The sequence below is a fragment of the Aestuariibaculum sediminum genome (assembly GCF_014596945.1).
Classification (GTDB): domain Bacteria; phylum Bacteroidota; class Bacteroidia; order Flavobacteriales; family Flavobacteriaceae; genus Aestuariibaculum; species Aestuariibaculum sediminum.
Map to the genome: position 1 here is coordinate 606,939 of NZ_JACVXB010000002.1, position 16,066 is coordinate 623,004.

A 16,066-nucleotide genomic window follows, 5' to 3' on the forward strand; every position below is an offset into this window, starting at 1 on the left:
TTAATAAATAAAACGACGCAAAATGTTTTTTACATCTTTTACTGTTGTATAAGGTGTAATAGATATAATATCATTAAAGTCTGCTAAAAATTTAGCAGGCTTTTTTTGGGTTTCAATTTGAAAAACTTCTGGTATATCTGTTGATTTCATTATTTCATTTTCAGAAACCATACTCTCATTTATTTTTTCTCCAGACCGTACGCCTGAAAATTCTATGTCTACATCATGGTTATTTGATATTTCCAATATAGCATTAGCTAGTTTTAGAATAGACACTGGTTCGCCGCAATCCAGCCACAATGTAGTATTATCTATAGATTTTTTAAAGGTATTAGATAAAATTAACTGACAGGCCTTTTTGTCTCCTATAAAAAACCTGGTCATGTTTTTATGGGTTATTTTTAAGGATTTATTTAATTCTAATTGCCTTAATAAAACTGGAATAACAGATCCGCTAGACCCAAGAATATTGCCGAATCTAAATATTTTATAAGCTGTATTTCCTTCATATAAGGTATGGTTAATATATAACTCACAAATACGTTTTGTCATACCCATGACGTTTATTGGATCAACCGCTTTATCAGAAGAAATAAATATGAATTCTTTAATCCTATGCAATTTTGAAAAATCAACTAATTGCTTTGTTGCCAGAATATTTGTTTTAATAGCTTCGTAGGGTTGCATTTCCATTAAAGGAACATGTTTGTAAGCTGCGCAGTGATATACAATCGTTGGTTTATGCTTGTTAAATATATATTGAATGCTATCAGAGTTCGTTATGTTTGAAACTATGAGCTCTATCTTTTCTGCATTCGAATTAATTAATTCAGTATAGAGATTGTAAACCCCAGATTCTGAAAAATCCACAAGAAGGAGTTTTTTGAATTTGCAATTTGAAAGCTGTCTTGAGAGTTCTGATCCGATGGTTCCAGCAGCTCCTGTAATTAATATGGTTTCTTCTGAAAAATCTATTATTTTTTGAGGATTGTAGGCATTAATATTATGAGGGAATAAATTGGTTCTGGAGATTAATTCATTAATACAATGCGCTACGGAGGTATTCATTAATTTGGTTTTTATATTACCACAAATTAGAGATAATAAAATTTTAGAGCAAATAGACTTCTTTAATTATTTAAAAAAAACACTAAATATTGTACTGCTTATTATTTTTAAATCTAACAAGAAACTGCGTGTTTTCACGTATTGTTTGTTGTAGTTTAATTTATCAGACAAGATGGTTTTAATGTAATAATGTTCAGGGTTTTCAGAGGCTTTTAATAACTCTGGTTCATTCTTATACTTTAAAGAAGCTAGTCCAGTTAATCCAGGTTTTACTTGTAAGACAACTAAATCGGATGCGCTATAGTAATTAACATATTTTCTAAGTTCAGGTCTGGGTCCAACAAAACTCATGTCGCCTTTTACTATATTAAACAATTGGGGCAACTCATCGAGTTTATACTTCCTTAAATAATAACCTAATTTGGTTATTCTGCTATCGTTATTGCCTATAGTTAAGGTTTTGTTTGAATCACTGTTGGAATACATGGTTCTAAATTTCCAGATTTCAAAATCTTTATTGTATTGTCCAACACGTAATTGTTTATATAAAATTGGTCCTTGAGAATCTAATTTCACAAGAATACAAATAAACAAAAGGAGAGGGGTGAGTAAAACAATGGCAAGTATCGAAAACACAATATCAAATACTCGCTTTAATAGCATAAACCAATTTATTTATTATACTTAATTTGTTTTATAGTTGCAATGCTATCGCAGTTTTCAATAGTCAGAATTACGTCACTGTTTTCATAAGTACCTTCTACAATATAAATGCCGCATGGTTTTTTATGAACATCACTATCTGAGAAATTTACATCGCCTTTTTTGAGAACGTATTGAATTGCTACAGTATCAGAATTGTTAGCGGGATAAACAAGTTGCTTTTGCCTAATATTTTTTAAAACTCTGGCATCGGGGCCATAACTGCAAGATACTTTTTTACCGTTTAAAAAGAAGGCTAAAATGATTAATCCGAGTGAAAATCCGCCAAGATAATATCCAATACGTTGAATTAATTTCATGTATAATTTTTAAAATGGGCTAAAGCGGAAACTGTATTTCGATTAAAATATAATTAAATTAATGTCGCTATAATTTAAATTAAACCACTCGCCAACCGATTTGTTTGTTAAAATTCCGTGGTAAAAATACAACCCATTTTTCAAACCTTTATCAAATCTTATTGAATTTTCTACACCACCATCTTCTGCAATTTTTAAAAGATAAGGCGTGAAAATATTACTTATTGATAATGAGGATGTTCTAGAATAGCGTGCCGGAATATTAGGAACACAATAATGAACCACATCGTGTTTTACAAATGTGGGTTGTTTGTGCGAAGTAACTTCACTGGTTTCAAAGCAACCTCCCATATCTATACTTACATCAATAATAACAGATCCTTTTTTCATATCCATCACCATGTTTTCAGTAACAATTACTGGAGAACGATTATTGCCTCTTACGGCTCCAATAACGACGTCGCATCGTTTTAAGGCTTTAGTTAATATTTTGGGTTGAATGGTAGATGTATATAGTGGACGACCCAAATGGGTTTGAACCCGACGCAATTTGGTTATCGAGTTATCAAAAATTTTAACGCTAGCCCCTAATCCTAAGGAACTTCGTGCTGCAAATTCACCTACTGTTCCTGCACCAAGAATAACTACTTCTAAAGGAGGGACACCACTTATGTTTCCAAACATTCTGCCATTACCACTCTTGGCATCGGTTAACAATTCTGATGCTATTAAAACGGCAGCAGTACCTGCAATTTCACTTTGAGATTTTACTGCAGGGTAATTACCGTCGGCATCCCGAATAAATTCAAAAGCTAATGCTGTTATACGTTTTGCCGCAAGAGCTTCGAAATATTTTTTAGTTTGAGTTTTTAGCTGAAGTGCAGAAATTAATATAGTTTGGGGATTCATTAATTTGATTTGCTCCAGATTGGGCGGTTCTACTTTTAAAATCATAGGACAGGCAAAAACCTTTGCTGTATCTTTGGTTACTTCGGCGCCTGCCTCGCTGTAATCTTTATCACTAAAATTAGCACCATCTCCAGCACCAGATTCTAGCAAAACACGATGGCCGTTGCTTACTAGTGCAAATACGGCATCAGGAGTTAAGCAAATACGATTTTCCTGAAATGCCGTTTCTTTTGGAATTCCAATGAAAAGTTCGCCTTTTCGTTTAAAAATTTCTAAGGTTTCTTCTTGTGGTAAAAGCTGTTGTTTTGTGAAAGGAGAAAGTTGTTTAGCCATGCTTGCTGCGTAATTCAAATCAAAAAGTTAAATTACAAATAATTTGCAAAATGGATTGAGAGAATTTAATATTTATGAAAAAATTATAAATGCCGAGTTATTGCATTCATATTAAAATTGTTAAATCTAAAAAGTAATAAGATTTATGGTTTACTATTTAATCTTTTTAAATTAATTATATATGTTTGTAAGTAGAAACAACACTATGATTAAAAAATATTTACCTCTATTTATTTTCTTTTTTACGTTTAACTTATTTGCGCAAAACATAGTGGTTTTAGGTACAGTTTTAGACGAATCTAATAAGCCTGTAGCCTTTTCTAATGTCGTGTTAACAGAGCAAACTTCACTTCAATCAATAGGAACAACAACAGATGATTTAGGTAAATTTGAATTTGAATTTTTAAAAGGAGGAGAGTATATACTTAATATTTCATATTTGGGATTTGAAACCTATTCAAAAGTATTTGCACTAAACGGAACCATAGACTTAGGCAATATCATTTTATTGGAAAAGTCGGAAGTTTTAGAAGGGGTAACTATTGTTGCCAAACGCCCGACAATTAAGCGTCTTATAGATCGTACAGTTTTTAATGTTGAGAATTCAACCGTATCTAATTATAATGTATTAGAAGTTTTAAAATATACTCCGGGGGTGCTAGTGAGTGATGGGAAAATTACAGTAAAAAATTCAAATCCTGTAATATATTTGAACGACCGACGAGTGTATTTGTCTAATGATGAAGTTCAGCAGTTGTTAGAGGGTACATCGGCTCAAAATGTAAAATCAATTGAAGTAATTACAAGTCCACCTGCAAAATACGATGCCGAGGGAGGGGCGGTGATTAATATTGTTACATCTAAAAATATTGTCGCTGGTTATAATGGAAGCGTGTTTGGCAATTATAAACAAGGCTTCGAATATCCCAAATATTCAGCGGGTACAAGTCACTTTTTTAAAACGAACAAGTTAAATACTTATTTTCATTATAATGTAAGTCCTAGAAAGGACTTTAGGCACAATAGGGAGTATGTGAATTTTAAAGATGATAATAATGTAAATAACTCCATTTGGGAAACTGATTTTAAAAGAACAAGTGAAACAGCAAATCATAACTTTGTAACCAACATTGATTATGACTTAAATGAAAATAATGTAATTAGTTTTTCTGGAAACTTATTATTAGGGCCAGAACAAAACTCTAATAAGCATATCAATTCTGTTACCGAAATGTTTAATGCTAACTATGATTTAGATTCTCTATTTAAAACCAGAAATGATATTATATTAAATACAAGAAATCTTGCATTAAATGTTGATTTTGTTCATGATTTTAAAAAGGAAGGAGAGAAATTAATTGTTAAAGCGCATCATACTAATTACAATCATTCCAATGTTCAGGATGTAACTTCAGACTATTTTCTTCCAAATGAGACTAATGCTTTTAGGTCAAACATTTTTCAAACCGATTCAGAACAAAAGGCACAGCTTTATACGGGGCAATTAGATTATGAACTACCTTTAAATAATGGTGTTTTTGTTGAAACTGGTGTAAAATATTCAGATATAACTTCTAATAGTGAAATTAACCAATTTGTCCTTTCTGGTAATGTGGGTAATAATCAAATAGAAGAGAGTGATACCTTTGTTTATAATGAAATGAATTATGCAGCATATGGGAGTCTTGCACAAGATTGGGAAAAATGGAGTGTAAAAGCCGGTCTTCGAGTAGAGCATAGTCGCATATCTGGAGAATTATTACTACAGAATTCTGAAAACACAACAGAGTACACTAAGTTTTTCCCTTCATTTTACTTAACGAACGATATTAACGAAAATAATCAGGTATATTTTAAATACGTTAAGCGTATAAATAGGCCAAAATATAATGATTTAAATCCATTCCGTTATTATTTAAATGATAACACCTATGTGGTAGGAAATCCAAAATTAAAACCGCAGATAGATGATGTGTTTAATTTAGGGTACACATTAAAAAACACCTACACTTTTGAGTTGTTTTACCGTTATGAAAACGACCCATCGTTACAGTTATTTCAACAAGACAACGAAGAGGGCGTTGTTAAATATTCAAGTACAAATATTGCAAGAAACATAACATACGGATTAGATTTTATGACCTACACGGCGCTTTCAAGTCGTTGGAATTTATATGTGCTATCATCGGTTTTTTATTATGAAGGCAAATTTTTTAGCCCTTCGGATATGAATGTTTTGAACAGCAATGAGAAATGGTCTATATACGCTCAGGTTATAAATTATTTTTCTTTTTTAAAGGATAATAGTTTAACTGCTGAAGTGTCGTATATGTATATTTCTCCTATCGTTGACGGACCTGCAATTTATAGCACGCGGCAAGGGCTTGATATTAATTTTAAGAAAGCTTTATGGAATAATAGAGCTTCCGTTAATATAGGTGTAACAGATGTTTTTAATACTCAAAATTTCACTGAAACTAACCGTTATGCGGATCAGGATTTACGATTAGAATCAAATATGGAAAACCGATTATTTGTGGTTGGCTTTAATTATAAGTTTGGGAACTATAAATTAAGCAATAATAAAAAAGAAATTGAAATTGATGAACGTGAGCGATTAGAAAACGATTCGCGTCGTTAAAAGTAATTTCTTAATCTATCCCAAAAGTTTTTAGGAGTCATTTTAAATTCTTCTTCTAATTCTTCTAACGATTTATCGGCTGAATTAATTTTATTAAAAATTTGTGCACGAATCAAGTAAATAGATGGCACAATGATTGCCATAATAGGAATTAAATAAATTAATTGATTAGAATCTACGTAATTTAAATCATCATTTAAGGTGATAAAGATTTGGTAAGCATACATAGCAATAGGAACTAAAAGCACATGATACCACCAATGGCGACAGGTAAAAAACCAAATAAACAATAAGAATAAAGGAATAATTTTACCCGTCAATGTCCAGGCTAAAACAAATATACTCCCATAATATTTACTGTCATACCTAAATAAAAAAGTCTCCCAAACTTGTACGTCGGGAGCACTTTCATATAGGTAAAACAAATAAGGAGTCATCGCTATTAAAGTAGCAATAATACTCCCTATAATTAAGCTTTTTTTATCCAGCCGATGGAACTTTGATTCTCCATCTTTCGATTTTTGCTGTTTGTTGTTCATCTTGGTTAACTGTATTTGCTGAGTACGCTGCAAACAACATTCCTCCAAATAGTGCAATTGCGATTAAATACTTTTTAGTTTTCATTTTTTAAGGGATTTAATTAATTAATATACCCAAATGTAACTAAAGACTATATGGAAGTTTTTTGTGAAATGTTAAAAAAATGTTAAAATCAAATGATTTTTATTTTTTTGCTGTGGGTTTACCGTAAAACTTCAAAATTGCGGAGTAAATGTGCTATTATCTTATAAAATTATGTGCTTTTATGCTCTTTTAATGTTAATATTCTATTCTTGTCTTTTGTTATTTTTATAGTAACGGTATGGTAATTATCAGGTAATAAATCTTCAATAATATCTGGCCACTCGATTAAAATCCAATGTCCAGATTCCAGATAATCTTCAATACCAAAATTATATACTTCTTCTATATCTTTAATTCGATACAAATCAAAATGATAAATTTTATCATTTTGTAATTCGTACTCATTCACTATTGAAAATGTAGGGCTACTTACTTCATCCTCGCTACCTAATGCTTTAATAATGGCTTTAGTGAGGGTTGTTTTTCCAGCCCCCATGTCGCCATGAAATAATAATGTTTTACTATTAAGGCTATTAATTAAAAGTTTAGCGGTATCATCTAAACTTTCCAGGTTATAATTTATTTCCAATACTACTAGATTAAAAAACAATATTACAAATTTTATACGAAAAACACTAACACTTTGTGTATTTTATCGATAATTTCGTGTATTACATAGATTATCTTGGTGAAAATATACTGATGGGTATAATCATTTCTTCAAGAGAAACACCGCCGTGCTGATACGTATTTCTATAATAGCTTACATAATGATTATAGTTGTTAGGGTAAGCAAAAAACAAATCACTTTTTGCAAATATATAAGAACTACTCATATTAATGGATGGCAAATGCACTTCTTTTGGGTTTTTAATAACCATTACATCTTTGTCCTCATAAGTTAAACTCCGTCCTGTTTTATATCTTAAATTTAGACTTGTTTCTCTATCTCCAATAACTTTGGAGGGGTTTTTTACATTTATAGTCCCATGGTCGGTGGTTATTATTAATTTGAACCCTAATTGTTGCGCTTGTTGTATCATTTCCAATAGGGGTGAGTTTTTAAACCAACTGAGCGTTAGGGATCTATATGCCTTATCGTTTGACGCTAATTCCTTAACTACTTCCATTTCTGTTTTAGAGTGTGAAAGCATATCAACAAAATTGTATACCACAACTGTTAAGTCGTTGTTTTTAAATGATTTAAAGTTTTCTGCGAGTTTTTTTCCTGTTTTTAAATTTGTTATTTTATGAAATTCGTATTTTAAATAATCTAAATTTAAACGTTTAATTTGAGCGTCTAAAAAGTCCTGCTCATGTAGGTTCTTGCCGCCTTCATCGGTATCGTTTTTCCAGTACTGAGGGTATAATTTTTCCATATCGCTTGGCATTAAACCTGAAAAAATAGCATTTCGAGCATATTGAGTAGCAGTGGGAAGTATACTGAAAAAAGCTTCCTCATGGTCTTTTTTGTAGTGATTATTTATTATTGGTTCGAATACTTTCCATTGGTCATATCTTAAATTGTCTACAACAACCAAAAGCGTAGGTTGTTCTTTGCTTAATTCTGGAACTATTTTTTCTTTGAACACCGTATGCGACATTATAGGAGCATGCGTATTCGGCAAAAACCAGTCGGTGTAATTTTTTTCTATAAATTTCCCAAATTGGATATTTGCTTCGTTTTTTTGAGATTCAAGAATTTCAAACATACTAGCGTCTTCTATGTTTTCAAGTTGTATTTCCCAATACAATAGTTTTTGATACAGATTAACCCATTCTTCATATGAATTTACCATCGACAAGTCCATAGCAATCTTTCTAAATTCCTGTTGGTAACTAGAAGTTGTTTTCTCTGAAACCAATCGAGAATGGTCTAAATTCTTTTTTAAACTTAATAATATTTGGTTGGGATTTACAGGTTTTATAAGGTAGTCTGCTATTTTACTGCCAATAGCCTCTTCCATAATATATTCTTCTTCACTTTTTGTAATCATTACAACAGGAAGGTTTTCTTGTTTTTCTTTAAGTTCATTCAGGGTCTCTAAACCGGTAAGACCTGGCATATTTTCATCTAAAAAAACAATATCAAATTTCTCCTGCTCTAAAACATCTATGGCTTCACTGCCACTTTTACAGGTGGTTACATTATAATTTCGTTGTTCTAAAAATATGATATGAGGTTTAAGTAAGTCGATTTCGTCATCAACCCAAAGAATTTGTATTGTATTCATTTAAATGTTTTTAACAATTAATTTAATTTTAATTTGTTTAAAGAATGTCTTTTGCTTACAATAGGTATATCTCTATATTTGTAAGACTTATTTTTAAAAGCCTTAATAAAGATTGAACAAACTTAAAATATTAAACGACCCAATTTACGGATTTATTACTATTCCTAATTCCTTAATCTTCGATTTAATTCAACATAAATATTTTCAACGTTTACGTCGAATAACTCAAATGGGAATGTCTTATACTGTGTACCCGGGGGCGCACCATACGCGATTTCATCACGCGATAGGTTGCGTACATTTAATGATGCAAACAGTGAATATACTTCGTTTTAAAGGAGTTACCATTTCTGAAGAAGAAGAGAACGGGTTGTATGTTGCTATTTTACTTCATGATATTGGTCATGGCCCATTTTCACATGCCATGGAGCATAGTATTGTAAATGGTGTTTCGCACGAAGAACTGTCCTTGCTTTTTATGCAGCAATTAAATAAAGAATTTAACGGAAGTTTAACGTTGGCAATTCAAATATTTAAAGGAGAATATCCGAGAGCGTTCATGGGACAATTAATTTCCGGGCAGTTTGATATTGATCGTGCTGATTACCTAAAACGCGATAGTTTTTATACAGGAGTAGCTGAAGGGAATGTAAATAGTGAACGATTAATAACTATGCTTAATGTGGTTAATGATGAGTTGGTTGTGGAAGAAAAAGGAATTTATAGTGTAGAAAAATTTATTGTAGCAAGAAGACTCATGTATTGGCAGGTGTATTTACATAAAACAGGCTTGGTTGCCGAGCAACTTCTAATACGTGTACTAAAACGAGCCAAAGAATTATATAATGAGGGTTATAAGCTCCCGGCAAGCAGAGCGTTAACTTACTTTTTGGAGAATAAAATAAGTTTAGAAGAATTTAATGATCATACCTTAGAAATATTCGCTTTACTTGATGATTACGATATAATATCTGCAATGAAAGAATGGCAATATGAGAAGGATTTTGTTCTTGGTCATTTATGTAGTATGATTATAAACAGACATTTGTTAACTATAAAGATTAAAAAGAAAAGAATAAAGAGTGAATTGCTAGAAAGTAAATTACAAGAAATGATGCTCAAATATAATATATCAAGAGCAGAAGCTTCTTATTTTGTATTTTCTGGCGATATTTCAAATCAAGCGTACCAATTAGAGCGTAAAGAAATTAAAATTTTAAACAAATCAGGAAAAATACAAGATTTCATAAAAGCTTCAGATCATCTAAATATAAAAGCACTTGCTAAACCAGTAACAAAGTATTATATCTGTTATCCGAAGCAAACCTCTTAACGTGTTATGGTTACCACTTAGTCTAATAGCATTCTAACATTAAGCTCGGGAAGATGAAAAACATTAGCACATTTTTTCATACTTTTGCCCAATAAACTGAACAAGCAAACTTTAAAGTGTGAAATTTACAGCAGAACAAATAGCAGGGATTTTAATGGGTGATGTCGTTGGAAATCCTAATGCTGAAGTATCTAAACTTTCTAAAATAGAAGAGGGTACTGAAGGTTCTTTAACGTTTTTAGCAAACCCGAAATACAAACAGTATATTTATTCTACAAAAGCATCTATTACTATAGTTAATAAATCTTTTGAACCTGAAGACGATATAGAAACTACATTAATAAAAGTTGAGGATGCTTATCTGGCATTTTCTAAAATTCTGGAATATTACAATTCTGTAAAACTTAATAAAGTAGGGGTTGAGCAACCTTCGTTTATAGCAGAATCTTCTTTCTATGGAGATAATGTATATGTAGGAGCGTTTTCATATATAGGTGAAAATGTAAGAATAGGTGATAACGTGAAGATTTTCCCTAACAGCTATATCGGAGACAATACAGTTATTGGCGATAATACAATCATATTTTCAGGAGCTAAAATATATTCTGAAACGGTAATTGGTAAAAATTGCGTAATTAATTCTGGCGCGATTATAGGGGCTGATGGATTTGGTTATGCGCCAAATGAAGATGGTGGCTATAATAAGGTACCGCAAACTGGTAACGTTATTATCGAAGATTTCGTGGATGTTGGTGCTACAACAACTATAGACCGCGCTACATTAGGTTCTACAATTATTAGAACTGGGGTGAAATTAGATAACCAGATTCAAATTGCTCATAATGTTGAAATTGGCAAAAACACAGTAATTGCAGCGCAAACAGGAATTGCTGGCTCCACTAAAATTGGAGAAAATTGTCAGATTGGTGGACAAGTTGGTATCGCTGGTCATATAGTAATAGGTAATAATGTAAAAGTTCAGGCGCAGTCTGGTATAGCAAGAAAAGTAAAAGATAACGAAGTGTTACAAGGATCTCCGGCCATTACACTTAGTGATTATAATAAATCGTACGTTCACTTTAAGAACCTACCCAAGATTGTTAAAAACATTAATGATTTAGAAAAAAATAAATGGGAATAGTAGTTACTGAAACCAAGCAAAAAACAATAGAAAAAGAAATTTCTTTAACTGGCGTTGGATTACACACTGGTAAAAATGTCACACTAACATTTAAGCCAGCTCCTGCAAATTACGGATTAGCATTTAAACGTGTCGATTTAGAAGGCGCACCTGTTATAGAAGCAGATGCTAATTATGTTACCAATACTCAAAGAGGCACCTGTTTAGAGAAGAATGGTGTAACCATTCAAACATCAGAACATGTGCTAGCAGCACTCATTGGTTTAGATATCGATAATGCCTGCTTGGAACTGAATGCTTCAGAACCACCAATAATGGATGGTTCTTCGAAATTTTTTGTTGAAGCTTTAGAAAAGGCAGGAATTGTAGAACAGGATGCCTTTAGAGAAGAGTTTGTTGTTACCGATATCGTGTCTTACACCGATGAAGAATCAGGTAGTGAAATTTTGGTAATGCCAGCAAAAGAATACCAAATAACCACGATGGTGGATTTTGGTACTAAAGTTTTAGGTACGCAAAATGCTACTTTAAATCAAATATCAGATTTTAAAGAAGAGTTTTCTACTTCTAGAACATTTAGTTTTTTGCATGAAATTGAAATGCTTTTAGAACATGGCTTAATTAAAGGTGGTGACTTAAATAATGCCATAGTTTATGTCGATAAACCTTTGTCTCCTGAAACTATGGAGAAATTAAAGGTAGCGTTCAAAAAAGATTCAATTGCCGTGAAGCCAAATGGTATTTTAGATAACTTAACATTGCATTATCCAAATGAGGCTGCAAGACACAAATTACTTGACGTAGTTGGAGATTTAGCACTTGTAGGTACAAAAATTAGAGGTAAGATTATAGCTAATAAACCGGGGCATTTTGTCAACACACAATTTGCCAAAAAATTATCAAAAATAATTAAAAATGAACGTCGAAATAATGTGCCAAACATCGATTTGAATCAGCCGCCATTAATGGATGTGACTCAAATTATGAGTATGTTGCCTCATCGACAACCATTTTTATTAATAGATAAAGTGTTTGAATTAAGTGATTCGCATGTCACAGCTACTAAAAATGTGACTATGAACGAAGAGTTCTTTAAAGGTCACTTCCCTGGAGCTCCTGTTATGCCGGGTGTATTAATTGTAGAAGCGATGGCGCAAACAGGAGGTATTTTAGTGTTAAGTACCGTGCCAGATCCTGAAAATTACTTGACGTTCTTCATGAAAATGGACAATGTAAAATTCAAACAAAAAGTGTCTCCTGGAGATACCCTAATATTTAAATGTACGCTTATAACTCCAATAAGACGAGGTATTTGTCACATGCAAGGCTATGCGTATGCTAATGGAAAATTATGTGCTGAAGCAGAACTAATGGCGCAGATTTCTAAAGTAAAATAATAAAGACTTTTTAAGACAAACAAACACATGAATCAACCACTAGCATATGTTCATCCAGGCGCAAAAATTGCAAAAAATGTTGTTATAGAGCCTTTTGCAACAATACATAATAATGTAGTAATTGGCGAAGGAACTTGGATAGGTAGTAATGTTACTATTATGGAAGGTGCCCGTATCGGAAAAAATTGTAATATTTTCCCTGGTGCCGTAATCTCAGCAATACCACAAGACTTAAAATATAAAGACGAAGATACCACGGCAGAAATTGGTGATAACGTAACCATTAGAGAATGTGTTACTATTAACCGTGGAACAACAGACCGCATGAAAACCGTTATAGGAAACAATTGTTTGATTATGGCATATTGCCATGTCGCTCATGATTGTATCGTAGGTGATAACTGTATATTTTCAAACAACAGCACGTTGGCGGGTCATATAACAGTAGGCGATTACGTTGTTTTAGCTGGTATGGCAGCTGTACACCAATTTGTATCGATTGGTAACCATGCGTTTGTTACGGGCGGGTCTTTAGTACGTAAAGATGTCCCTCCTTTTGTAAAAGCAGCAAGGGAGCCGCTATCTTATGTTGGAATCAATTCTGTAGGCTTAAGACGTCGTGGATTTAGTACAGAAAAAATTAGAGAAATTCAAGACATTTACAGGATTCTATACCAAAATAATTACAACAATACCCAGGCGGCAGAAATTATTGAAGCAGAAATGGAAGCTACACCTGAGCGCGATGAAATTCTACAGTTCATTAAAGATTCCCAACGTGGAATAATGAAAGGATACTTCAAATCGAATTAATTAAAATAAAAATCAATTTTTAGATAATATATTATGGCAGTTACAACGAGTGATATTAGAAACGGATTATGCTTAAAATATAACAACGATATTTATAAAATCGTTGAGTTTTTGCACGTAAAGCCAGGAAAAGGGCCTGCATTCGTAAGAACAAAATTAAAGAGTGTTACTACAGGAAAAGTTATTGATAACACTTTTTCGGCGGGACACAAACTGGAAGATGTTCGAGTTGAAACACATAAATTTCAGTTTTTATACAACGATGGTGAATATTACCATTTCATGAATACTGAGGACTATACACAAATCCAGTTAACGGAGGCAGCTCTAGACAGCCCAGGGTTAATGAAAGAAGGTGAAGTAGTAACCGTAATGATTAATACTGAAGATAATATGCCGCTTTCTGTTGAAATGCCTGCAAGCGTAATTTTAGAGGTTACTGCTACCGAACCAGGTGTAAAAGGAAATACGGCAACTAATGCAACTAAACCCGCAACCGTGGAAACTGGAGCAACAGTTAACGTGCCTTTATTTATAAATGAAGGTGACAAGATTAAAGTAGAAACCGAAAAAGGCACATACAAAGAACGCGTTAAAGAATAGTTTCAATTTGAAATTCCCAAAACCACATACATTAAAACAAATCGCTCAATTAATCGATTGCGATTATGTTGGTCAAGACGATTTTCCTGTTTTAGGGATGAATGAAATTCATGTTGTCGAGACAGGAGATATTGTTTTTGTCGATCACCCGAAATACTACGACAAAGCTTTAAATTCTGCAGCTACCATTATTTTAATTAATAAAGAAGTTTCTTGTCCTGAAGGCAAGGCTTTACTGGTTAGTGATGACCCATTTAGAGATTTCAATAAACTTACACAGCAATTCAAGCCGTTTAAAGTAGCAGAAAGTCTAATTTCAGAGTCAGCTAAAATTGGGGCAGGCACTATCATTCAGCCCAATGTATTTGTTGGTCATAATGTTATTATTGGAAAAAATTGTGTAATTCATTCTAATGTAAGTATTTATGATGATACTGTAATAGGAGATAACGTTACAATACATGCCAATACAGTTTTGGGGGCTAATGCTTTTTATTATAAAAAGCGTCCTGAAGGCTTCGATAGATTACTTTCTAGTGGACGAGTGGTAATCGAAAATAATGTTGATATTGGAGCTAGCTGTACAATCGATAGAGGGGTTACCGGTGATACACGCATCAGCGAAGGCTCTAAGCTTGATAATCTGATTCAAATTGGACACGATACAGTTGTAGGTAAAAAGTGTTTAATCGCTTCGCAAGCTGGTATTGCTGGTTGTGTTGTCATTGAAGATGAAGCTACAATTTGGGGGCAAGTGGGCTGCGCAAGCGGTATTACCATTGGAGCCAATGCTGTAGTTCATGCTCAATCAGGAATTAGTAAGTCTTTACCAGGAGGAAAAACCTATTGGGGTACTCCTGCTCAAGAAGCCAAAGAACACCTAAAGGGATTAGCTCTAGTAAAGCAAATTCCAAAAATTTTGGAAGAATTAAAAACTAAAAAATAAATTAAAAAGACTGCTAAAAGTATGTTTAAAAACTATATTTTTGTGCAGCTTTATTCAAAATAATAAATAAAAAATGAGTGTTTTAGTAAACAAAGATTCAAAAATAATAGTTCAGGGTTTTACTGGAAGTGAAGGTACTTTCCATGCTAGCCAAATGATTGAATACGGAACCAACGTAGTGGGAGGTGTAACTCCAGGTAAAGGTGGTCAAACACACTTAGATAAACCTGTTTTTAATACAGTTAAAGATGCTGTTGAGCAGGTAGGAGCCGATACTACTATTATTTTTGTACCACCAGCTTTTGCTGCTGATGCTATTATGGAAGCTGCTGATGCAGGCATTAAAGTAATCATTACTATTACTGAAGGTATTCCTGTAGCAGATATGATTACGGCATCAAACTATATTAAAAACAAAGACTGTCGCTTAATTGGTCCTAACTGTCCAGGAGTTATTACTCCAGGTGAAGCAAAAGTAGGAATTATGCCAGGTTTTGTGTTTAAGCAAGGTAAGGTTGGAATTGTTTCTAAATCAGGAACATTAACATATGAAGCAGCTGATCAAGTTGGAAAACAAGGATTAGGAATAACAACTGCTATCGGTATTGGCGGTGATCCAATTATTGGAACTACAACTAAAGAAGCAGTAGAATTATTAATAAATGACCCTGAAACTGAAGCTGTGGTAATGATTGGAGAAATTGGCGGTCAATTGGAAGCCGATGCAGCTAAATGGTATAAAGAAAGCGGAAGTAAAAAGCCAGTAGTTGGTTTTATCGCTGGTGAAACTGCTCCTGCTGGACGTACAATGGGGCACGCGGGTGCTATTGTAGGTGGTAGCGATGATACAGCTCAAGCAAAAAAGAAAATTATGAGAGAATGTGGGATTCACGTCGTGGATTCTCCTGCCGAAATCGGTAAAAAAGTTGCTGAAGTATTAGGGTAATCTCTGTAAACATATTAGGAAAACCTCGCAATTATTTGTGAGGTTTTTTATTTGTT

Annotated in this window: 15 protein-coding genes; 8 read left to right on the forward strand and 7 right to left on the reverse strand. The window is 33.0% G+C overall.

Annotation, left to right across the window (positions count from 1 at the left end; translation table 11 throughout):
- The 4 genes from ICJ83_RS07315 to ICJ83_RS07330 all read right to left on the reverse strand — a co-directional run bounded on the left by ICJ83_RS07315 (window position 1) and on the right by ICJ83_RS07330 (window position 3,332).
- Window positions 1–1,068, reverse strand: coding sequence for a polysaccharide biosynthesis protein (locus tag ICJ83_RS07315; RefSeq protein WP_188229721.1), 1,068 nt, complete (start codon window positions 1,066–1,068; stop codon window positions 1–3).
- A 66-nt stretch (window positions 1,069–1,134) separates the two neighbouring features.
- The gene (locus tag ICJ83_RS07320; RefSeq protein WP_188229722.1) at window positions 1,135–1,731 is read right to left on the reverse strand and encodes a sugar transferase; all 597 of its coding nucleotides are present in this window, start codon (window positions 1,729–1,731) and stop codon (window positions 1,135–1,137) included.
- A gap of 8 nt (window positions 1,732–1,739) precedes the next feature.
- Window positions 1,740–2,090 (reverse strand): hypothetical protein, encoded by a 351-nt coding sequence (locus tag ICJ83_RS07325; RefSeq protein WP_188229723.1) that lies wholly within the window; start codon window positions 2,088–2,090, stop codon window positions 1,740–1,742.
- 42 nt (window positions 2,091–2,132) lie between these two features.
- Window positions 2,133–3,332, reverse strand: a complete 1,200-nt coding sequence (locus ICJ83_RS07330; RefSeq protein WP_188229810.1) for an alanine dehydrogenase — start codon at window positions 3,330–3,332, stop codon at window positions 2,133–2,135.
- Between the two features lie 181 nt (window positions 3,333–3,513).
- On the opposite strand from ICJ83_RS07330, the gene ICJ83_RS07335 reads away from it, so the two are divergent.
- Complete coding sequence (locus tag ICJ83_RS07335) at window positions 3,514–5,973, forward strand: outer membrane beta-barrel family protein (protein ID WP_188229724.1); 2,460 nt, start codon at window positions 3,514–3,516, stop codon at window positions 5,971–5,973.
- Here ICJ83_RS07335 and ICJ83_RS07340 read toward each other — a convergent pair.
- The 3 genes from ICJ83_RS07340 to porX all read right to left on the reverse strand — a co-directional run bounded on the left by ICJ83_RS07340 (window position 5,970) and on the right by porX (window position 8,831).
- Complete coding sequence (locus ICJ83_RS07340) at window positions 5,970–6,512, reverse strand: hypothetical protein (protein WP_188229725.1); 543 nt, start codon at window positions 6,510–6,512, stop codon at window positions 5,970–5,972. The genes ICJ83_RS07335 and ICJ83_RS07340 overlap by 4 nt on opposite strands.
- Window positions 6,513–6,766: 254 nt before the next feature.
- Window positions 6,767–7,186 (reverse strand): tRNA (adenosine(37)-N6)-threonylcarbamoyltransferase complex ATPase subunit type 1 TsaE, encoded by a 420-nt coding sequence (gene tsaE, locus ICJ83_RS07345; RefSeq protein WP_188229726.1) that lies wholly within the window; start codon window positions 7,184–7,186, stop codon window positions 6,767–6,769.
- 91 nt (window positions 7,187–7,277) lie between these two features.
- The gene (gene porX, locus ICJ83_RS07350; RefSeq protein ID WP_188229727.1) at window positions 7,278–8,831 is read right to left on the reverse strand and encodes a T9SS response regulator signal transducer PorX; all 1,554 of its coding nucleotides are present in this window, start codon (window positions 8,829–8,831) and stop codon (window positions 7,278–7,280) included.
- Window positions 8,832–8,943: 112 nt separating this feature from the next.
- On the opposite strand from porX, the gene ICJ83_RS07355 reads away from it, so the two are divergent.
- From ICJ83_RS07355 to sucD, 7 genes are all read left to right on the forward strand, one after another.
- A complete protein-coding gene (locus ICJ83_RS07355; RefSeq protein WP_188229728.1) occupies window positions 8,944–10,164 on the forward strand; it encodes an HD domain-containing protein in 1,221 nt (406 codons plus the stop codon).
- 118 nt (window positions 10,165–10,282) lie between these two features.
- Window positions 10,283–11,305: a UDP-3-O-(3-hydroxymyristoyl)glucosamine N-acyltransferase gene (gene lpxD / locus ICJ83_RS07360; protein ID WP_188229729.1), complete on the forward strand. Its 1,023-nt coding sequence runs from the start codon at window positions 10,283–10,285 to the stop codon at window positions 11,303–11,305.
- Window positions 11,296–12,702: a bifunctional UDP-3-O-[3-hydroxymyristoyl] N-acetylglucosamine deacetylase/3-hydroxyacyl-ACP dehydratase gene (locus ICJ83_RS07365; RefSeq protein ID WP_188229730.1), complete on the forward strand. Its 1,407-nt coding sequence runs from the start codon at window positions 11,296–11,298 to the stop codon at window positions 12,700–12,702. The genes lpxD and ICJ83_RS07365 overlap by 10 nt, the downstream gene beginning before the upstream one ends.
- Before the next feature lie 27 nt (window positions 12,703–12,729).
- A complete protein-coding gene (lpxA, locus tag ICJ83_RS07370) occupies window positions 12,730–13,515 on the forward strand; it encodes an acyl-ACP--UDP-N-acetylglucosamine O-acyltransferase (protein WP_188229731.1) in 786 nt (261 codons plus the stop codon).
- A 33-nt stretch (window positions 13,516–13,548) separates the two neighbouring features.
- Entirely contained in the window at window positions 13,549–14,118 is a 570-nt protein-coding gene (efp, locus tag ICJ83_RS07375) for an elongation factor P (protein WP_188229732.1), read from the forward strand.
- 7 nt (window positions 14,119–14,125) lie between these two features.
- Window positions 14,126–15,064 carry a UDP-3-O-(3-hydroxymyristoyl)glucosamine N-acyltransferase gene (locus ICJ83_RS07380; protein ID WP_188229733.1) on the forward strand — a complete coding sequence of 313 codons (939 nt, stop codon included), beginning with the start codon at window positions 14,126–14,128 and terminating at the stop codon, window positions 15,062–15,064.
- Window positions 15,065–15,137: 73 nt separating this feature from the next.
- Window positions 15,138–16,010 (forward strand): succinate--CoA ligase subunit alpha, encoded by an 873-nt coding sequence (sucD, locus tag ICJ83_RS07385; protein WP_188229734.1) that lies wholly within the window; start codon window positions 15,138–15,140, stop codon window positions 16,008–16,010.
- Window positions 16,011–16,066: the final 56 nt, after the last annotated feature.